At 71.3% G+C, this 20,745-nt stretch carries 14 protein-coding genes; 12 read left to right on the top strand and 2 right to left on the bottom strand.

What is annotated here, in order from left to right:
* Positions 1-72: 72 nt before the first annotated feature.
* The gene (hflX, locus tag IH48_RS0111435) at positions 73-1,581 is read left to right on the top strand and encodes a GTPase HflX (protein ID WP_030902540.1); all 1,509 of its coding nucleotides are present in this window, start codon (positions 73-75) and stop codon (positions 1,579-1,581) included.
* Positions 1,582-1,927: 346 nt separating this feature from the next.
* On the opposite strand, the gene IH48_RS0111440 is transcribed toward hflX, so the two are convergent.
* Positions 1,928-3,124: a trypsin-like serine peptidase gene (locus IH48_RS0111440; RefSeq protein ID WP_420705472.1), complete on the bottom strand. Its 1,197-nt coding sequence runs from the start codon at positions 3,122-3,124 to the stop codon at positions 1,928-1,930.
* 262 nt (positions 3,125-3,386) lie between these two features.
* Here IH48_RS0111440 and IH48_RS0111445 point away from each other — a divergent pair, with 262 nt between their 5' ends.
* The 5 genes from IH48_RS0111445 (at position 3,387) to IH48_RS0111465 (ending at position 11,324) form a co-directional block, all read left to right on the top strand.
* Positions 3,387-4,754, top strand: a complete 1,368-nt coding sequence (locus IH48_RS0111445) for a diaminobutyrate--2-oxoglutarate transaminase family protein (RefSeq protein ID WP_030902546.1) — start codon at positions 3,387-3,389, stop codon at positions 4,752-4,754.
* 31 nt (positions 4,755-4,785) lie between these two features.
* Positions 4,786-6,630, top strand: a complete 1,845-nt coding sequence (locus IH48_RS0111450) for an IucA/IucC family protein (RefSeq protein WP_030902549.1) — start codon at positions 4,786-4,788, stop codon at positions 6,628-6,630.
* The gene (locus IH48_RS0111455; protein WP_234434229.1) at positions 6,525-7,235 is read left to right on the top strand and encodes a GNAT family N-acetyltransferase; all 711 of its coding nucleotides are present in this window, start codon (positions 6,525-6,527) and stop codon (positions 7,233-7,235) included. The genes IH48_RS0111450 and IH48_RS0111455 overlap by 106 nt, the downstream gene beginning before the upstream one ends.
* A gap of 133 nt (positions 7,236-7,368) precedes the next feature.
* Positions 7,369-9,315, top strand: coding sequence for an IucA/IucC family protein (locus IH48_RS0111460; protein ID WP_078849638.1), 1,947 nt, complete (start codon positions 7,369-7,371; stop codon positions 9,313-9,315).
* Between the two features lie 38 nt (positions 9,316-9,353).
* A complete protein-coding gene (locus IH48_RS0111465; protein WP_030902555.1) occupies positions 9,354-11,324 on the top strand; it encodes an ATP-dependent DNA helicase in 1,971 nt (656 codons plus the stop codon).
* Positions 11,325-11,488: 164 nt separating this feature from the next.
* Here the strand turns inward: IH48_RS0111465 and lexA are convergent, their stop codons facing one another.
* Entirely contained in the window at positions 11,489-12,277 is a 789-nt protein-coding gene (gene lexA / locus IH48_RS0111470) for a transcriptional repressor LexA (RefSeq protein WP_030902556.1), read from the bottom strand.
* A gap of 467 nt (positions 12,278-12,744) precedes the next feature.
* Here lexA and nrdR point away from each other — a divergent pair, with 467 nt between their 5' ends.
* From nrdR to IH48_RS0111500, 6 genes are all read left to right on the top strand, one after another.
* Positions 12,745-13,263 (top strand): transcriptional regulator NrdR, encoded by a 519-nt coding sequence (gene nrdR / locus IH48_RS0111475; protein ID WP_030902558.1) that lies wholly within the window; start codon positions 12,745-12,747, stop codon positions 13,261-13,263.
* Positions 13,264-13,411: 148 nt separating this feature from the next.
* The gene (locus IH48_RS0111480) at positions 13,412-16,315 is read left to right on the top strand and encodes a vitamin B12-dependent ribonucleotide reductase (RefSeq protein ID WP_030902559.1); all 2,904 of its coding nucleotides are present in this window, start codon (positions 13,412-13,414) and stop codon (positions 16,313-16,315) included.
* A gap of 176 nt (positions 16,316-16,491) precedes the next feature.
* On the top strand, positions 16,492-17,619 hold the full coding sequence (locus IH48_RS0111485; RefSeq protein WP_030902560.1) for a tyrosine-type recombinase/integrase: 1,128 nt from the start codon (positions 16,492-16,494) through the stop codon (positions 17,617-17,619).
* A complete protein-coding gene (locus IH48_RS0111490) occupies positions 17,616-17,936 on the top strand; it encodes a helix-turn-helix domain-containing protein (RefSeq protein WP_030902561.1) in 321 nt (106 codons plus the stop codon). The genes IH48_RS0111485 and IH48_RS0111490 overlap by 4 nt, the downstream gene beginning before the upstream one ends.
* A gap of 1,178 nt (positions 17,937-19,114) precedes the next feature.
* Complete coding sequence (locus tag IH48_RS33180) at positions 19,115-20,293, top strand: hypothetical protein (protein ID WP_158710276.1); 1,179 nt, start codon at positions 19,115-19,117, stop codon at positions 20,291-20,293.
* 52 nt (positions 20,294-20,345) lie between these two features.
* Positions 20,346-20,648 carry a hypothetical protein gene (locus IH48_RS0111500; protein ID WP_030902563.1) on the top strand — a complete coding sequence of 101 codons (303 nt, stop codon included), beginning with the start codon at positions 20,346-20,348 and terminating at the stop codon, positions 20,646-20,648.
* Positions 20,649-20,745: the final 97 nt, after the last annotated feature.

The following is a 20,745-nucleotide window of genomic DNA, read 5'->3' on the forward strand; positions in this document are numbered from 1 at the left end:
TCAATCCGTCCGGCAGGGCGTTGACCTGTTCGACGCCGTACGTATGCGGCATTCCGACGACGTAAGGACCCAATGACCTCCTCTTCTCCCTTCCCCCAGGACGCGCAGCACCCCGCGGCGGGCCGCCCGGCCGACCCGCGCACCGACAGCCTTCGGGCCGACGCCCTGATGGAGGAGGACGTCGCCTGGAGCCATCGGACCGACGAGGCCCGCGACGGCGACCAGCTCGACCGGTCCGAGCGCGCCGCACTCCGGCGCGTGGTGGGCCTGTCCACCGAGCTGGAGGACGTCACCGAGGTCGAGTACCGGCAGCTGCGCCTGGAGCGCGTGGTGCTGGTCGGCGTCTGGACGTCCGGCACGCTGGAGGACGCGGAGAACTCCCTCGCGGAGCTGGCCGCGCTGTCCGAGACCGCGGGAGCGCTCGTCCTCGACGGTGTGGTGCAGCGGCGTGACAAGCCGGACCCGGCGACGTACATCGGCTCGGGCAAGGCGCAGGAGCTGCGGGACATCGTCCTCGACAGCGGCGCCGACACGGTGGTCTGCGACGGTGAGCTGAGCCCCGGCCAGCTGATCCACCTGGAGGACGTCGTCAAGGTCAAGGTCGTCGACAGGACGGCGCTGATCCTCGACATCTTCGCGCAGCACGCCAAGTCGCGTGAGGGCAAGGCGCAGGTCGCGCTCGCCCAGATGCAGTACATGCTGCCGAGGCTGCGCGGCTGGGGCCAGTCGCTGTCCCGGCAGATGGGCGGCGGCGGCAGCGGCGGCATGGCCACGCGCGGCCCCGGTGAGACCAAGATCGAGACGGACCGGCGCAGGATCCGCGAGAAGATGGCGAAGATGCGCCGGGAGATCGCGGCCATGAAGACCGGCCGCGAGATCAAGCGCCAGGAGCGCAGGCGCCACCGCGTGCCGTCCGTCGCCATCGCGGGCTACACCAACGCCGGCAAGTCGTCCCTGCTCAACCGCCTCACCGGGGCGGGTGTCCTGGTGGAGAACGCGCTGTTCGCGACACTCGACCCGACGGTGCGCCGTGCCGAGACGCCCAGCGGGCGGCTCTACACCCTCGCGGACACGGTCGGATTCGTCCGCCACCTGCCGCACCACCTCGTGGAGGCGTTCCGCTCCACGATGGAGGAGGTGGGCGACAGCGACCTGATCCTCCACGTGGTCGACGGATCGCATCCGGTGCCCGAGGAGCAGCTCGCCGCGGTGCGCGAGGTCGTGCACGACGTCGGAGCGAAGGACGTGCGCGAGATCGTCGTCGTCAACAAGGCGGACGCGGCGGACCCGCTGGTCCTGCACCGGCTGCTGGCGGCCGAGCGCAACGCGATCGCCGTGTCGGCGCGCACGGGCGAGGGCATCGCCGAGCTGCTCGCGCTGATCGACGCCGAGCTGCCGCGGCCGGAGGTGGAGGTCGAGGTGCTCGTCCCGTACACGCAGGGCGCGCTGGTCTCCAGGGTGCACGCGGAGGGCGAGGTGCTGTCCGAGGAGCACACCCCGGAGGGCACGCTGCTCAAGGCGCGCGTCCATGAGGAGCTCGCGGCGGCGCTCTCGCCGTACACGCCTGCCGGCGCTCTCTGACGGCGGCCCCGCCGCAAGGCCGAAACCGCAGGGCCGTACCCCGATCGAGTCGGGGTACGGCCCTGCGGGCGTGCGCGCCCCCGTGCGGCGTGCCCATGGGGAAGCACACGTGCACCGGCCGCCCACCGATGAGCCCACGGGCGAGGCGGACGCGCCGTACCGGCCGTGCGAGCGCGGCGTCCGCGCCCACGGGTGCGGAGCCGTCGCCGCTGCCGGGCGTGACGCGGGCACGAACAGCGCGGCTCACCACGCCCCCCGGGGCCTGGCCCCGCCCCGCCCGCGCCCCGGCCGGGCGGGCGGCGCCCCGCGCGGGACCCGCGCCCACGGGCGCGGCCCGCTGCGACCGCTATCGCGAGGCGAACTTCTTGCTGACGCCCTCGTAGACGCCCTCGGCGACCTTGCCGAGGCGCGGCCCCGCCAGCCAGCCCGCCTTCACCGGGCCGATCGACGTGTTCGACACCAGCGCGGGCTTTCCGTCGTCGCCCTTCGCGAACCAGCCGCCGCCCGACGCGCCGCCGGTCATCGTGCAGCCGATCCGGTACTCCGTCGGCGCCGACCGGTCGAGCGAGAGCCGTCCCGGCCTGTCCTGGCACTGGTAGAGCCGCTGGCCGTCGAACGGCGGTGCCGCGGGGTAGCCGTTGGCCGTGATACTCGCGATGTCGGGCACCGCCGGGGCGTTGAAGTCCACGGGCATGGCCGCGCCCACCGTCTCCTGGAGCGACTTGCCGGTGGCGCCGCTCTCCGGCCTCACGTGCAGCACGGCGTAGTCGTAGGGCGAGCCCTGCCCGCCGGTCTCGGCGCCCTCGGAGATCCACTGCGGCGAGGTTTCCGCCCAGTCCGCCCACCAGACCCCGTACGGGGCGATCTCCTTCTCGCTCGCCCCGCGCAGCAGGGACGCCGTCAGGCCCTTGTTGTTGTACGAGGGGACGAAGGCGATGTTGCGGTACCAGCCGCCCTCCTTGCCGGCATGCACGCAGTGGCCCGCCGTCCACACCATGTTCGACCTGCCGGGGTGCGCCGGGTCCGTGACCACCGTGGCCGAGCAGACCATCGAGCCCTGCGGGCCGTCGAAGAACAGCTTGCCCTCCACCGGGACGCTGCCCGCGTAAGGCGTCGCCGCCTGCCGCGCGGCCACGGGCGCGGGCTCGGGATCGGTGACGCCCTGGTCGCCCGAGAGGTCGTGCGCCCGCATCGGCTGCTCCGCCGTCCTGTCGGCCTTGCGCATGCGATCCGGGTCCCACAGACCTTTGATGATCGGATTGACGAAGTCCTGCGCCTGGCGCAGCCACTGGTCCTTGTCCCAGTTCTTCCACGCGCCGTGCTTCCACTTGTCGAGGTCGAACCCGTGCTGCTTCAGCTTGTCCTTGAGGTCGTCCGGGACGGAGAACCCGGGCTCGGGCGTCGCGGTCGCCGACGCGGACGGCGCCGCGCCCGCGTCACCTCCGCCGCTCGGCCCGCACGCGGTCGCGCTCAGCGCGAGAGCCGCCGCGGCGGCTGTCGCGGCCACCATGCGAACTGCGGGCATGTGACGGGTCGGTGACATCTGGGCTCCCCCTGGAAGGTACGTGCACGCGCAGCGCTGCGCGCGGAACGGCCCCACTATGCCGTTGCCGAGGGACACGCCGCACGGCAGGTGCGCGGTTCTGCGCCACGCGCGCAGGCCAGGGATCTTCCCGCCACCCGTGATCCTCCGCACCCGGCGTCGTTGGTACGTGCGGGGGACACGGCCGGCGCCCGCCGCCGAGCCCCGGCGCCCGGCACGCCACGGCGTGCCGGGCATGGCGACAGCGGGAGGACCGGGAGACGTGGCCGTGACCAAGACAGCCCCTGCGGCGGCGACCGTGGCGCACGAGGGCATCCTCAGGCGCCAGTCGCAGCGCGAGTCCGCCGCCCGTACCTACGCGCGGTCCCTGCCGATCGTGCCGGTGCGGGCACGCGGCCTCACCGTCGAGGGCGCCGACGGCCGGCGCTACCTCGACTGCCTCTCCGGAGCCGGCACGCTCGCGCTCGGCCACAACCACCCCGTGGTGCTCGAAGCCATCAGGAAGGTCCTCGACTCCGGGGCGCCGCTGCACGTGCTCGACCTGGCCACGCCCGTCAAGGACGCTTTCGTCACCGAGCTGTTCGCCACCCTGCCGGCCGAACTCGCCGCGCACGCGCGGATCCAGTTCTGCGGGCCGGCCGGCACCGACGCGGTCGAGGCCGCGCTGAAACTGGCGCGCACCGCGACGGGCCGCGAGGGCGTTCTCGCGTTCACCGGCGCGTACCACGGCATGACGGAGGGGGCGCTGGCCGTGTCCGGCGGCGCGCGCGACGTACGGGTCACCCGCCTGCCCTTCCCGCAGGACTACCGCTGCCCGTTCGGCCTCGGCGGCGAGCGGGGCGCCGAGACGGCGGCGCGCTGGACGGAGAGCCTCCTCGACGATCCCAGGGGCGGCGTGCCGCGGCCGGCCGCGATGATCGTGGAACCCGTGCAGGGCGAGGGCGGCGTGCTGCCCGCTCCCGACCCGTGGCTGCGCCGGATGCGGAAGATCACCGCGGACCGTTCGGTGCCGCTCATCGCCGACGAGGTGCAGACAGGCGTCGGCAGGACCGGTAGCTTCTGGGCCGTGCAGCACAGTGGCATCGTCCCCGACGTGATGGTGCTCTCGAAGGCCGTCGGAGGGTCGCTCCCGCTCGCCGTGATCGTCTACCACGAGGATCTCGACGTGTGGCGCCCCGGAGCGCACGCCGGCACGTTCCGCGGCAACCAGCTCGCGATGGCCGCGGGCACCGCCACCCTCGCCTTCGTGCGGGAGAACGGCCTCGCCGAGCGGGCCGCGCTGCTCGGCGCCCGCATGCTCGCCCGCCTCCGGGCCCTGTCCGCCGAGCACCCGTGCGTCGGCGACGTGCGCGGCCGCGGGCTGATGATCGGCGTGGAGATCGTCGCCCCGGCGGCCGAAGCCGGCGAGCGCCCCGCGCCCGCGGACGCGCCGCTCGCGTGCGCGGTGCGGAGCGCCTGCCTCGACCGGGGGCTCATCGTGGAACTCGGCGGCCGTGACGGCGCGGTCGTGCGGCTGCTGCCGCCGCTGATCCTCACCGACGAACAGGCAGAGGCGGTGCTCGACCGGTTCGCCGACGCGCTGGCCGCCGCCGAGCGTGCCGCACTCGCGTCCGCAGGACGGTCGCACTGACCCCGCACCCAGGAACCGCAAAGGAAGACCCGTGAACCCCACCCCCCCGTCCGACCTGCCGGTGGCGCCCCACGCCCCCGAGTCCGTCATGGTGCCCCGCCAGCACGGCGGTGGAGAGCGGCACCCGCACGCCGGACGGACGGGCGGGGCACGTCGCCCCGACCCGCTCGACCACCCCGACGCGCACCGCGCCGCCGAATCGGCGGCCGTGGAGAACCTGCTGCGCTGCTGGGTCAGGGAGAACGACATCCAGCCGCCGGACGGCGAGGTGCTGCGGCTGCCGCTGCCGATGAGCGGCACCGCGCTGCGCGTGCCCGTCGACTACTGGTCGCCGACCGGCTGGCACCGCTTCGGTCCTGCCTTCCTCGACGGCGCGCCGCACCACGCGCCGCCGGCCGACGCCGTCACCGTCGCAGCGCTGCTCGGCCGGGAGTCCGGCCGCAACCAGGGCACGGACCTGGTCGCCATGGTCGCCGACTCCGCCCGCCACACCGCACTCTTCCTCGCCCACCGCCGCCACCGCCCCGAACCGGCGCCCGGCGCCGACCCGTTCCTCGCCGCCGAGCAGTCGCTGGTGCTCGGCCACCCCATGCACCCCACGCCCAAGAGCAGGCAGGGGCTCTCGGAGGCCGAGGCCCTGCGCTACTCGCCCGAGCTCGGCGGCTCGTTCGCCCTGCACTGGGTGGCCGTCGACCGCTCGGTCCTCGCCGCCGACTCCGCCTGGACGGAGCAGGGCAGGCCGGTGACAGCCGAACGGCTCGCCGGACGCCTGCTCGGCCGCGTCCCGCTGCCCGCCGGCACCGTCCCGCTGCCGCTTCACCCGTGGCAGGCACGCGACATGGCGCACCGTCCGGCATTCGCCCGGCTCGCCGACGCCGGGCTCGTGCACGACCTGGGGCCGCACGGCGACCCCTGGCACCCCACCTCCTCCGTCCGCACGGTGCACAGGCCGGGTGCCCCCGCCATGCTCAAGCTGTCCCTCGGCGTGCGCATCACCAACTCGCGCCGCGAGAACCTGCGCAAGGAGCTGCGCCGCGGCGTCGAGGTGCACCGGCTGCTGCGCACCGGGCTCGGCAGGCAGTGGCGTGCCGCGCACCCCGGCTTCGACATCGTCCGCGACCCCGCGTGGCTCGCCGTCGACGGCGCGGACGGCGAGCCCGTGCCCGGCCTCGACGTGATCCTGCGGCACAACCCGTTCGGGCCCGCGGACGACGCCGTCTGCGTGGCCGGACTGACCGCGCCACGCCCGTACCCGGGACACGGCACGACGTATTCGCGGCTCGCGGACATCGTCGCGCGGCTCGCCGTCCGCACGGGAAGACCCGGGCCCGCCGTCGCCGCCGAGTGGTTCCTGCGCTACCTCCACCACGTGGTCAGGCCGATCCTCTGGCTGGACGGACAGGCGGGCATCGCCCTGGAGGCGCACCAGCAGAACACCCTCGTCCACCTCGACGCCGACGGCTGGCCCATCGGCGGCCGCTACCGCGACAACCAGGGCTACTACTTCCGCGCCTCGCACCGCGAGGCCCTGGAGCGCAGGCTGCCCGGCATCGGCGCCGCCTCCGACACCTTCGTCTCCGACGAGGTCACCGACGAGAGGTTCGCGTACTACCTCGGCATCAACAACGTCCTCGGCCTCATCGGCGCGTTCGGCTCGCAGCGCCTGGTCGGCGAGCAGGTGCTCATCGCGGCCTTCCGCCGGTTCCTCGCGGACGCCGCCGCGTCGGGATCCCCGCTGCCCGGGCAGTTGCTCGCCGCGCCCGTGCTGCGCTGCAAGGCCAACCTGCTCACGCGGCTGCACGGCCTGGACGAGCTCGTCGGTCCTGTCGACACGCAGTCCGTCTACGTCACGATCACGAACCCGCTGAGGCCGTGACACGGGAGGAGAGCGCTGCCATGACGCTCGACGACGGCCTGCTCGACGGCCTGCACGGCTGGGGGCCCGTCCCCTGCTCCGCAGGCGTCCTGCGGCTGGTGCCCGTGCGCCAGGAACGCGACCTCGCCCTGATCACCGGCTGGATGAACGACCCGGCGGTGGCGGCTTTCTGGGAGCTCGCGGGGCCCGCGTCCGTCACCGCCGCCCATCTCGAGGCGCAACTGCGCGGCGACGGGCGCAGCATCCCCTGCCTCGGCGTCCTCGACGGCGTGCCGATGAGCTACTTCGAGGTCTACCGGGCCGACCTCGACCCGCTGGCCCGCCACTACCCGGCGAGGCCCCACGACACCGGCGTCCACGTCCTGGTGGGCGGCGCGGCCGACCGGGGGAGGGGCGTGGGCTCCGCCCTCCTGCGGGCAGTGTCGGACCACATTCTCGACCATCGGCCCCGGTGCACGCGCGTACTTGCCGAACCTGACCTGGAGAACACGCCGTCCGTGTCAGCATTTCTGAGCGCGGGTTTCCGCTTCAGCGCGGAGGTGGACCTGCCCGGCAAACGAGCCGCGCTCATGATCCGGGACCGCGCACTGCGCCGACTCCTCTGAACCCATCACAGCGAAGGCCCCGACAGGGCCCCTGACACCGCCAGTGCCCTACCGTAAGTGACCCGCCGTATTCGAACAGTCGTAGGCGGACCGCCGCCAGGTCCCGCCACCTCCGCTCCGAGGAGCCCTCCCCATGTCGACGACGCCCGTGCATGACTCCAGCGACTCCACCGCACTCGCCGCGCCGGCCCTGCCGCACTCACCGCTGTACGCACCGCCGGGACTCACCCCGCACCGCTGGAGGGCGGCGTCCCGCCGGCTGCTGGCCAAGCTGGTCGGCGAGTTCGCCTACGAGGAGATCCTCGCTCCCGTGGAGAGCCGCCGGCACAGCGGCCACTACACGCTCACCCTCGACGACGGCTCCCGCCTCCACTTCCGGGCCCGCCGAGGGGCGTACGGCAGCTGGCGGGCCGACCCGGCATCGATGACGAGGTCGGGCGAGACGCGTGCGGGTGAAGCGGGCATGGACGAGACAGGCACGGACGAGACGGGCGCGGCCGGGACGGGCGCGGGCGACGCGGACGGGAGCGGCGCGCCCTTCACCGACCCGTTGCGCTTCCTGGTACTGTCCCGCCGCCTCCTGCGCATCGACGGCGACACCCTCGGCCACCTGATACGCGAGCTGACCACGACCGTCGCCGCCGACGCGGCCCTCGACCACACCGCGGCGACCGCGGCCCAACTCGCCGACCTGGGCTACGCCGAACTGGAGGGCCACCAGACGGGCCACCCGTGGATCGTCCTCAACAAGGGCCGTGTCGGATTCTCCGCGACCGACACCGCCCGCTGGGCCCCCGAGGCCCGCACCCCCGCCACGCTGCCCTGGATAGCCGTCTCGACCCGGCTCGCCGACTACCGCGGCAGCCGGGGCCTGACCGACCCCGGCCGGCTCTACGCCGCCGAGCTCGACCCCGAGGTGCGCGCCGCGTTCGAAGGCCTGCTCGCACAGCGCGGACTCGACCCGTCCGGCTACCTCTACCTGCCCGTCCACCCCTGGCAGTGGGACGAGGTACTGGTCCCGCTCTACGCGCCCGCGATCGCCGACGGATCCATCGTGCCACTGCCGTCCGACGGCGACCTGCGCCTGCCGCAGCAGTCCATCCGCACGTTCCTCAACATCGACCGCCCCGACCGCCACACCGTGAAGCTGCCGCTGTCCATCCTCAACACCCTCGTGTGGCGCGGCCTGCCCACCCGGCGCACGCTCGCCGCGCCCGCCGTCACCTCCTGGGTGCTCGGCCTGCGCGACGCCGACCCGTTCCTGCGCGACGAGACCCGCGTGATCCTCCAGGGGGAGGTCGCGTCCGTGACCGTGCGGCACCCGCTCTACGACCGGCTCCCCGAAGCCCCCTACCAGTACAAGGAGCTGCTCGGAGCGATCTGGCGGCAGCCCCTGCTGACCAGCCTCGACCCCGGCGAGCGCGCCCGCACGCTCGCGGCCCTCCTGCACACCGACCCGGCGGGGCGTGCCCTGACGGCGGAGCTCGTCGCACGCTCGGGGCTCGAGCCCGCGCGCTGGCTGGCCCGGCTGTTCGCCGCGCTGCTCCCGCCGCTGCTGCACTTCCTCTACCGCTACGGGACCGTGTTCTCACCGCACGGCGAGAACACGATCGTCGTCTTCGACGAGCACGACGTGCCGGTGCGGCTCGCGATCAAGGACTTCGTGGACGACGTCAACATCAGCTCCGTACCGCTGCCGGAACACGAGTCGATGCCGGCCGAGGTCAGGGACGTCCTGCTGAGCGAGGACCCGGGTTTCCTCATCCAGTTCATCCACTCCGGCCTCTTCGTGGGCGTCTTCCGCTACCTCGCCCCGCTGTGCGAGGAGCAACTGGGTGTTCCCGAGAGAGAGTTCTGGTCACTCGTACGGGCGGAGATCCTGCGCCACCAGGCACGCTTCCCCGAACTCAAGGACCGCTTCGAAGCGTTCGACCTGCTCACCCCGCGTATCGAGCGACTCTGCCTCAACCGCAACCGCCTCCACCTCGACGGCTACCGCGACCGGGCGGAACGGCCGCACGCCGCCGTGCACGGAACCGTCGAGAACCCGCTCGCCGCGCACCGGCCGCCCGGGGCGTGAGCGCCGTTGTCAGTCGCCGGCCGTAGGGTGGTCGCGCTATGACGAAGCCATCACTCCCCGAGCTCCTCCACGCCGCCGTCACCGCCGTCGGCGGTGTGGAGAGGCCAGGCCAGGTCGCCATGGCCGAGGCCGTGGCCGAGGCCATCGACACCCCGTCCCACCTGCTGGTCCAGGCCGGCACCGGCACCGGAAAGTCCCTCGGCTACCTCGTGCCGGCCCTGGCGCACGGGGAGCGCGTCGTGGTGGCCACGGCGACGCTCGCGCTGCAGCGGCAGCTCGCAGAACGGGACCTGCCGCGCATGGTCGAGGCGCTGCACCCGCTGCTGCGCCGCCGTCCCGAGTTCGCGATGCTCAAGGGCCGAAGCAACTACCTCTGCCTGCACCGGCTGCACGAGGGCATGCCGCAGGACGAGGAGGACGGCCTGTTCGACCAGTTCGAGGCCGCCGAGCCGACCAGCAGGCTGGGCCAGGACCTGCTGCGCATGCGCGACTGGGCCGACGAGACGGAGACGGGCGACCGCGACGCCCTGACGCCCGGGGTGTCCGACCGCGCCTGGGCGCAGGTGTCGGTCTCGTCCCGTGAGTGCCTGGGCGCCACGAAGTGCGCGTACGGGCAGGAGTGCTTCGCCGAGTTGGCGCGCGAGCGGGCGAAGCTGGCCGACGTGGTGGTGACCAACCACGCGCTGCTCGCCATCGACGCGATCGAGGGCGCGCCCGTCCTGCCGCAGCACGAGGTGCTGATCGTGGACGAGGCGCACGAGCTGGTCTCCCGGGTGACGGGCGCGGCCACGGGCGAGCTGACCCCCGGGCAGGTGAACCGCGCGGTGCGCCGTGCGGCCAAGCTGGTGGACGAGAAGGCGGCGGACGCGCTGCAGACGGCCGCGGAGACGTTCGAGCGGCTCATGGAGCTGGCGTTGCCCGGGCGCCTCGAAGAGATCCCGGAAGACCTGGCGTACGCGCTGATGGCGCTGCGGGACGCGGCCCGCACGGTGATCACGGCGCTCGGCAACACCCGCGACAGGTCCGTGCAGGACGAGGACGTCGTGCGCAAGCAGGCCATGGCGTCGGTCGAGTCGGTGCACGGGGTCGCGGAGCGGATCGCGAACGGCTCGGAGTGGGATGTCGTCTGGTACGAGCGCCACGACCGGTTCGGCGCTTCGCTGCGCGTGGCGCCGCTGTCGGTGTCCGGTCTGCTCAGGGAGAAGCTGTTCGCCGACCGTTCGGTGACGCTGACGTCGGCCACGCTGAAGCTCGGCGGCGACTTCAACGGGGTGGGGGCTTCGCTCGGCCTCGCGGCGGAGGGCACCGGCGGGGACGAGGTGCCGCAGTGGAAGGGCGTCGACGTGGGATCGCCGTTCGACTACCCCAAGCAGGGCATCCTCTACGTGGCCCGCCATCTGAACACGCCGGGCCGTGAGGGTTCGCGCGGCGACATGATGGACGAGCTGGCCGATCTTGTGGAGGCGGCCGGCGGGCGCACGCTGGGACTCTTCTCCTCGATGCGCGCGGCACGGGCGGCGGCCGAGGAGCTGCGCGGGCGGCTGGACGTGCCGATCCTGCTGCAGGGCGAGGAGACCCTCGGCGAGCTGATCAAGGGGTTTGCGGCCGATCCGCGCACGTGCCTGTTCGGCACGCTGTCGCTGTGGCAGGGAGTGGACGTGCCGGGGCCGTCCTCGCAGCTCGTGGTCATGGACAGGATCCCGTTCCCCCGCCCCGACGACCCGCTGATGAGCGCGCGCCAGAAGGCGGTGGAGGAGGGCGGCGGCAACGGCTTCATGGCCGTGGCGGCCACGCACGCGGCCCTGCTGATGGCCCAGGGCGCCGGGCGCCTCGTCAGGGCCACGGAGGACCGCGGGGTGGTCGCGGTGCTGGATCCGCGGCTGGCGACGGCGCGCTACGGGAGCTACCTGAGGGCCTCGCTCCCCGACTTCTGGTACACGACGGACAGGAACCAGGCCCGAAAGTCACTGGCCGCGATCGACGCGGCGGCCAGGGCGGAAGGCAAGTAGGCCGGCCGGCCAGGGCTCTCTGGCATACGGGCGCAGCCCAACGGGCTGGCGCGGGCGCGCTCGGGCCGGGCCGCTGGGCTGCGGCGACGGCCGCCGAGCGGCCCGCCCGTCCGGGTATGACGCGCACGGATGGCCGCCGTGCAGCACGCGGCCCGGGCAGGCGATCAGACGCGGCGCAGGACCGCGACCACCTTGCCGAGGATCGTCGCCTCGTCGCCGGGGATCGGCTGGTAGGCCGCGTTGTGCGGCAGCAGCCACACGTGCCCGTCCTCGCGCCGGAAGCGCTTCACGGTCGCCTCGCCGTCCAGCATCGCGGCCACGATGTCGCCGTTCTCCGCGACGGGCTGACGCCGTACGGTCACCCAGTCGCCGTCGCAGATGGCCGCCTCGATCATCGAGTCACCGACGACCTTGAGGACGAACAGCTCTCCGTCGCCGACCAGTTGGCGGGGGAGCGGGAACACGTCCTCGACGGACTCCTCGGCGAGGATGGGGCCACCGGCCGCGATCCGCCCGACCAGCGGCACGTACGAGGCGGCAGGCTTGCCCGTGGTGTCCGCCTGCTGCGCGGTGGGCTGGTCGGAGGCGCGGACCTCGTAGGCGCGGGGCCGGTGCGGGTCGCGGCGCAGGAAGCCCTTGCGTTCGAGCGCCATCAGCTGGTGCGCGACGGACGACGTGCTCGACAGGCCGACCGCCTGGCCGATCTCCCGCATGGACGGCGGGTAGCCGCGCCGCTGCACCGAGTCGCGGATGACCTCGATGACCCGGCGCTGCCGGTCCGTGAGCCCCGTGGAGTCGGCCCTGATGCCGGGGGGCCGGCCGGGCAGCGACCTGGCCTTCGCGAGCCCCTCCTGGTCCGTGGTGACGGCGTCCGTCACGGCCTGCACCGGCTCGAACCGGCGCGCGGAGCGGTCCTGCGCGGTGATGGCGGCGCTGTCGGCGGTCGTGGTCACATCGGCCCCTCTCAGGTGTGTTCTCCCTGCTGCACAACGGTAGTGGCTTTCGAAAGGTTGCGCCAAACACACGTTCGAGTGAAAAAGTCCGAACTGCACGGCCTGAGCCCCTGGCTCGGGTGTATGGACACGTCCGGTGATGTGTGGAGCCGCCCGGCGGCGGGCGCCGCGTGACGACACCGTACCGTCGGCCGTCCGGCCGCCGTCCCCCGGCGCCCGGGGCGCCGCCCGCGTCACGTACTCTCATGCCCGGCCCGAGTGCCCGAGCGGTCCCGGTTCGGTCTCCACGCCCTTCGGGCATGCGACACGCGGGAACGGAATGTGCGAACCATCCCCCACATGTAGTGGTTGGGTAGTCCCCATGGCCCACAGATTGTGGTGCGGCTATGCTGGGGGCAGCTTCTCAGGGGCCGTCGTGCGGCCGTCGTGAAGCCATACAGCCGTGCGGTGAGGGAGGAGTGGGAAGCGTGCACTGTCCCTTCTGCAGGCATCCCGACAGCCGGGTCGTCGACAGCCGGACGACCGACGACGGGACGGCCATCAGGCGCCGCCGCCAGTGCCCCGAGTGCTCTCGGAGGTTCACGACGGTGGAGACCGCGTCACTGATGGTGATCAAGCGCAGCGGCGTGACGGAGCCCTTCAGTCGCACCAAGGTCATCACCGGGGTGCGCAAGGCGTGCCAGGGCCGCCCGGTCACCGAGGACGCGCTGGCGCAGCTCGGCCAGCGGGTCGAGGAGCAGCTGCGCGCCACCGGCAGCGCCGAGCTGTCCACCCACGACGTGGGCCTCGCCATACTCGGCCCGCTGCGGGAGCTCGACCTCGTCGCGTACCTGCGGTTCGCGTCCGTCTACCGGGCGTTCGACTCGCTTGAGGACTTCGAGTCGGCCATCGCGGAACTGCGCGAGCGGCCGCCCGCCGAGGACGGCGAGGCCGGCGCCGACGGGGGAGTCGAGGCCCCCGAACCCGCCGGCACGGCCGCCGGCTGACGCGGCCGGGCCCCGGGGCCCGGCGGAACCCCGAGGCCGAGGACTTGCCCCGGGCGCCCCAAGCGGTGCCCGAGGTGACACACATGTGCCCGCGGCCGTGGAACAGCACGGCATGCGCGAGTGTTTTTGTACGTATATGGGAGGCGGCATGACAGAGACGACGAGTGGCCAGGCACGGGGTTCCCGGTCCAAGGGAGCGAAGGCCGGCAAGGGACTGCGGATCGAGCGCGTCCACACCACGCCCGGCGTCCACCCCTACGACGAGGTCGCGTGGGAGCGCCGCGACGTCGTCATGACCAACTGGCGCGACGGCTCGGTCAACTTCGAGCAGCGCGGCGTCGAGTTCCCCGACTTCTGGTCGCTCAACGCGGTCAACATCGTCACCAGCAAGTACTTCCGCGGAGCCCTCGGCACCCCGCAGCGCGAGACCGGCCTCAAGCAGCTGATCGACCGGATCGTGAAGACGTACCGCAAGGCCGGCGAGGACCACCGGTACTTCGCCTCCCCGGCTGACGCGGAGATCTTCGAGCACGAGCTCGCCCACGCCCTCCTGCACCAGATCTTCAGCTTCAACTCCCCGGTCTGGTTCAACGTCGGCACGCCCCAGCCGCAGCAGGTCTCAGCCTGCTTCATCCTGTCCGTGGACGACTCCATGGACTCGATCCTCGACTGGTACAAGGAAGAGGGGATGATCTTCAAGGGCGGCTCGGGCGCCGGCCTGAACCTCTCCCGCATCCGCTCCTCCAAGGAGCTCCTCTCCTCCGGCGGCAACGCCTCGGGCCCCGTCTCCTTCATGCGCGGCGCGGACGCCTCCGCCGGCACCATCAAGTCGGGCGGCGCCACGCGCCGCGCGGCCAAGATGGTCATCCTGGACGTCGACCACCCCGACATCGAGGACTTCATCAAGACCAAGGTCACCGAGGAGGAGAAGATCCGCGCCCTGCGCGACGCGGGCTTCGACATGGACCTCGGCGGCGACGACATCGCGTCCGTCCAGTACCAGAACGCGAACAACTCGGTCCGGGTCAACGACGAGTTCATGAAGGCCGTCGAGGCCGGCTCCAAGTTCGGCCTCAAGGCCCGCATGACCGGCGAGGTCATCGAGGAGGTCGACGCGAAGTCGCTGTTCCGGAAGATGGCGGAGGCCGCGTGGGCCTGCGCCGACCCCGGGATCCAGTACGACGACACGATCAACCACTGGCACACGTGCCCCGAGTCCGGCCGGATCAACGGCTCGAACCCGTGCAGCGAGTACATGCACCTGGACAACACGTCCTGCAACCTCGCCTCCCTGAACCTGATGAAGTTCCTCAAGGACGACGGCAAGGGCAACCAGTCCTTCGAGTCCGAGCGGTTCGCCAAGGTCGTCGAGCTGGTCATCACCGCGATGGACATCTCGATCTGCTTCGCGGACTTCCCCACGCAGAAGATCGGCGAGAACACCCGCGCCTTCCGCCAGCTCGGCATCGGCTACGCCAACCTCGGCGCCATGCTGATGGCCACGGGCCACGCGTACGACTCCGACGGCGGCCGCGCGCTCGCCGGCGCCGTCACCTCGCTGATGACGGGTACCGCCTACCGGCGCTCCGCCGAGCTGGCCGCCGTGGTCGGCCCGTACGACGGCTACGCGCGCAACGCCTCCGCGCACAAGCGCGTCATGAAGCAGCACGCCGACGCCAACGCCGTGGCGACCCGCATGGACGACCTCGACACGCCGATCTGGGCCGCGGCCACCGAGGCCTGGCAGGACGTGCAGCGCCTCGGCGAGAAGAACGGCTTCCGCAACGCGCAGGCGTCGGTCATCGCGCCGACCGGCACCATCGGCCTCGCGATGTCCTGCGACACCACAGGACTCGAGCCCGACCTCGCCCTCGTCAAGTTCAAGAAGCTGGTCGGCGGCGGGTCCATGCAGATCGTCAACGGCACGGTGCCGCAGGCGCTGCGCCGCCTCGGCTACCAGGAGGAGCAGATCGAGGCGGTCGTCGCCCACATCGCCGAGAACGGCAACGTGGTCGACGCGCCCGGCCTGCGCCCGGAGCACTACGAGGTGTTCGACTGCGCCATGGGCGATCGCTCCATCTCCGCGATGGGCCACGTCCGCATGATGGCCGCGATCCAGCCGTGGATCTCGGGGGCGCTGTCGAAGACGGTCAACATGCCGGAGTCCGCGAGCGTCGAAGAGGTCGAGGAGATCTACTTCGAGGCGTGGAAGATGGGCGTGAAGGCGCTCGCCATCTACCGCGACAACTGCAAGGTCGGCCAGCCCCTCTCCGCGAAGAAGAAGGAGAAGGAGAAGGCCGAGGTCACCGCCAAGGCGGAGGACGCCATCCGCGGGACGGTCGAGAAGGTCATCGAGTACCGGCCGGTGCGCAAGCGCCTGCCGAAGGGCCGTCCCGGCCTGACGACGTCCTTCACGGTCGGTGGCGCCGAGGGCTACATGACGGCCAACTCCTACCCGGACGACGGTCTCGGCGAGGTCTTCCTGAAGATGTCGAAGCAGGGCTCGACCCTCGCCGGCATGATGGACGCCTTCTCGATCGCGGTCTCCGTCGGCCTCCAGTACGGCGTGCCGCTGGAGACGTACGTCTCGAAGTTCACCAACATGCGCTTCGAGCCCGCCGGCATGACGGACGACCCGGACGTGCGGATGGCGCAGTCCATCGTCGACTACATCTTCCGCCGCCTCGCGCTGGACTTCCTGCCGTTCGAGACGCGCTCGGCGCTCGGGATCCACTCGGCCGAGGAGCGCAAGCGCCACCTCGACACCGGCTCGTACGAGCCCGCCGAGAGCGATGTGGATGTCGACGCGCCGGCGCAGTCGGCGCCGCGCGGCGAGGACACCGGACTCAAGGCGGTGGTCTCCCCGGCCACGGCGGCCGCCGCGTCGGCGGCCCCGGCGCCGCAGGAGGCCCACACCTCGGCCGAGCTGGTGGAGATGCAGCTGGGCATCAGCGCGGACGCGCCGCTCTGCTTCTCCTGCGGCACGAAGATGCAGCGCGCGGGCTCCTGCTACATCTGCGAGGGCTGCGGCTCGACGAGCGGCTGCAGCTGATTTTGGGCCAAGTTGCAGCTGATGCAGCATTCGGCACGACCGCCGAAACTGCATAGTGCCTGGTAGTGAGGGTGATCCGGATCTTTTCCGGATCACCCTCACTGTCTACTGCCGAGGTGGTTGCGGTCGGCCGGGAGAGCCTCAACAATGTTGCACTTGATGCAACGGAGGCATGAGTGAGCGAAGCAACCGGTTTGGCCGGTTCCGTGCGCCTCGAACTCGTCGACGGAGTCGTTCACCTCGATCCGGCGGGTGCGATGTTGGAAGCGATGCTTCAGGGCTGGGAACGTCAGCAGCGCACCCGGTTCCTGAGTGAGGAAGGGACGATCAAGCCGCGGGTGTCTCTGGTCCGGCGGCTGGTGGGCTTCACCAACGAGTACCCGTGGAACTGGAGCCCCGCCGACGGCGAGGCGTTCATAGCGCACCTGCGGTCACCGAACCGCAAGCAGCCGATCGTCATGTCAACGGGCCGCGGTTACGAGACCACCTTGGCCTTGTTCATGGACTTCATCACCGACCGCCGGTACGGCTGGGCGGCTGAGTGCCTAGAACGGTTCGGGCAGGTCCCGCAGCAGATCTTCCACGAGGACAACCGGGTCGCCCACGTTCTGGAGCATGAAGGCCAGCCGGGCCGAAGGCCGCTCACCTACGACGAGGTCCAGGCCCTCTTCGACGCCGTCGACGGACGCGTAGAGGAAGTCCGGGCCCGGGGCCGCAAGGGCGCCCTCACCGCGATGCGGGACGCGGCCCTGCTCAAGACCGTCTACGCGTTCGGACTACGCCGCAACGAAACCCGGATGCTCGATCTTGCCGACCGGCGGCGTCAGCCGAAAATGCCCCAGTACGAGCAGTACGGCGGGTTGTTCGTTCGCTACGGCAAGGCGTCCAACGGCAGCCCGCCCAAGCGCCGCACCGTCCTCACGGTCCATGAGATGGACTGGATCGTCGACGTGCTGGACCACTGGGTCACCGAGGTCCGCCGGGCGTTCAGGCCGGGCCGGCTTCCCGCGCTCTTCGTCACCGAGCGGTCCAGCCGCATGTCGTTGCGCGGGCTCAACACGGCGTTCGAGCAGGCGAGGAAGGCCGCGGGGCTTCCGGAAGAGCTCGATTTGCATGCCCTAAGACACAGCTACGTGACCCACCTCGTGGAGTTCGGCTACCCCGAAAAGTTCGTGTCCTTGCAGGTCGGACACGATCATGCGAGCACGACCGCGATCTACACCGGTGTCTCCGACGAGTACCGAACCCGCCTGGTGCTGAACGCGCTCAAGAACCGTCACCCCGACCTCTGGGAGGACCAATGATCAAGAAGATGGGGATCAGCTGGAACCTGCGCAAGCTCATGGCCACCCGGGACATGTTCCAGACCACCGACCTGGTCCCCCTGCTCGCTGAACGCGGGGTCCACCTCTCTCGCGAACAGGTCTTCCGGCTGGTCACCCAGCCCCCGCAGCGGCTGTCCATGGACACCTTGGCGGCGCTCTGCGACATCCTCCAGTGCACTCCGAACGACCTGATCGAGGTCCAGACGGTCAACGCACAGGTGAGCAAGGCGGTCGGGGATGATGCCCGGCCCGCGCCCCAGGCGCGACGGACCACGATCCGTCGGCCGGGCCAGTGAAGAACCGGGACAGACAACGAGCCGAGGAACGGCATCAACGCCGGATCAGGATCACTACCGCGCTCACCGCAACTCTGCCCGGCCTCGATTCGGGTGCGGCCGCCGCGGTGCTGGAAGCGGTGCGCGCCGACCGGGGCATCGGACTGCGGGAGCTTGACGAGCACCTCGCCGACCACCCGGACGCACTCACTTCGGGTGACCCGCGCTGTCCGGCTGTGGTCGTACGCCTCGCTCGTGCTCTACACGAGGCCGGTCACCATAGAGCGAAGCCGCCTGGATGCTCGGACTGCGGCCGAACGGACGTTGACCTGCCTCGGGTCGGTCCCGATGGCCGGATCTGCCAGGCATGTAGCGCACGGAGCCCAGCGAACAAGAAGTCCTGCGCTCGCTGCGGCCGGACCGCACGCATCGTCGCCCGCCGTGACGAAGGAGGCATCTGCTTCTCCTGCTACCGACACGACTCCCAGGTCGTCGAGGAATGTGGAGGATGCGGTGACATCCGGATGCCCGTCACCCGGCGTCCGGATGGACGACCGCTCTGCGAGAAGTGCTGGACACCGCCAGCCCACCCCTGTTCATCCTGCGGAAGGGTCAGGCAAGCGACGTCCCTCGGCCCCAACGGGGCCCTATGCTCAGCCTGTTACATCCGGCATGGGCAACCACGCCGGACCTGCGGAAAATGCGGAGAGATGAGAGTGATCTCCCGCCGGGCCACCGGCGATCATCCTGATCTTTGCTGGAACTGCAACCCGCCGCCCCTCGCAACGTGCTCGGTCTGCGGTCGGGTCCGGCCCTGCCCGAAGAACGCTGCCGGTCAGCCCGTCTGCCGGACCTGCCGACCGCGCCGCGCTCGGTCGTGTTCGGTCTGCGATCGCACGCGGCCCGTCCACACGCACTGGCCCCGCGGCCCGGTCTGCGGCGCTTGCTACGTCCGCATCCTTGACCATCCGGAACAGTGCCACCGCTGCGAAACCCGGCAGCCCCTGATCGCCCACGACGAGGCCGGCGAGGAGATCTGTGGTCCGTGCTCTGGGCTGCCCGGCGTCTACCTTTGCCCCGGCTGCGGACGCGGAGGACGCCTCTATGCTGACGGACGCTGTCCTCACTGCGTCCTGGCCCAGCGGCTCGAACAGCACCTGGCTGGACCAGACGACCACGTCTCCGGCCAGCTCCGGCCCGTGCTCGACTCCCTTGCTGCGGCCGAGGACGCACGGGCAGTGCTCTGCTGGCTCAAGCGGAGTCCGAACGCCAGGCTTCTGGGCGAACTCGCGGCCGCAGGGCGGCCGCTCAGCCACGACCTGCTCGACGAGCTGCCGCCCAGTCGCTACGAGCACTACGTCCGTCAGACCCTCGTACACACCGGCGTCCTGCCCGAGCGGCATGAGGACCTGGACCGCATCCCTGCTTGGCTGGACCAACTGCTGGCCGACAAGCCTCCACAGCACGCCCGGCTCATCCGCCCGTTCGTGCACTGGTTCCTGCTCAAGCGGGCTCGCCGACGCGCCGCCCGCCGACGCCAGCCAGCGATGGCCGGGTCTTATCTGCGCACCCGAATCCGCGTCGCTCTGGAACTGCTGACCTGGCTCGACGAACAGGAACTGGTCCTCGGCGACCTCACCCAGGAGCATCTCGACCGGTGGCTTGCCGACGGCAACACCCGCGACTACACCATCCGATACTTCCTCGGATGGGCCGCGAACCGGGGCCTCACCCAGACCCTCGCCGTCCCCGGCATCCCCCGTCAGGAACCCGCCCACATCCTCAACGACGACGACCGCTGGGTCCAGCTAAAGCGGTGCCTGAGCGACACGTCCATGCCACTGGACGTCCGGGCCGCCGGGGCGATCGTGCTGCTCTTCGGCCTGCCCACCTCACGCATCCGCCACCTACGTGCCGAGCACCTCCACCAACAGGACGGGGAAACCTACCTCGGCATCGGCAAGCCCCCGCTCCTGGTCCCACCCAAACTCGCCGTGCTCCTGCACGAGCTCGTCGAGACCTCACCCGTTCACCAGTCCCGGATCGTGGACGATCAACCCGGCCCGAAGTGGCTCTTCCCTGGCCTACTCCCCGGACGGCCCGCCGGCCCCTCCGCCTTCAGCCGCAAGCTCGTCGACCACGGGATCGACGCTCGCCCTGCCCGCAACGGGGCCCTTGTTGCCCTGGTCGCGGACATCCCGCCCCCGATCCTCGCCGACCTCCTCGGCCTCCACATCAACACCGCCGTCCGCTGGGCCGGGATTGCCCGGAGGGACTGGACTGACTACCTCGTCGCCCGCGCGGCAGATGCCGCTGAGGACCGCCGAGGCGGAGAGAGCCACCCGAGGACTTCAATCCATGGCCCAAGGACAAGCTGAGAACCGGACCTTTGCCGCCTCAGCCTGATCAACTGAACAAGGGAAGAAGACGATGACTACCCGCACCGCAGCACCCGCCGTCCTCGCGGCTGCCTTGCTCCTGGCCGCCTGCGGCTCCGAAGACCAGAAGCAGGTCAACGACATCAGCCCCGCCAAGGTCGCCCGCGAAACCGTCGAGAAGACCTGGAAGTCCTCGACCGCTACCGAACAGGAACGCTGGTGCCGTCGGTACTTCACCGACAGTCCCAATGTCTACGACGCCGTGCTATACGGCCAGGACCCGCAGGCCAACGGCTACAACGCGGTTCTCGCCGACACCTGGACTCCCTACCTCGAAACACACTGCACCCCGTAATCCCAGACAGGATTCGGGGCCGAGTCGGAGGAATACTGCATCCTCCGAATAAGTGCACTGCCCCAGTACGCGCGAATGACCCCCTGACAGGGGTGTG

The sequence above is a fragment of the Streptomyces sp. NRRL F-5126 genome (assembly GCF_000721265.1).
GTDB lineage: Bacteria > Actinomycetota > Actinomycetes > Streptomycetales > Streptomycetaceae > Streptomyces.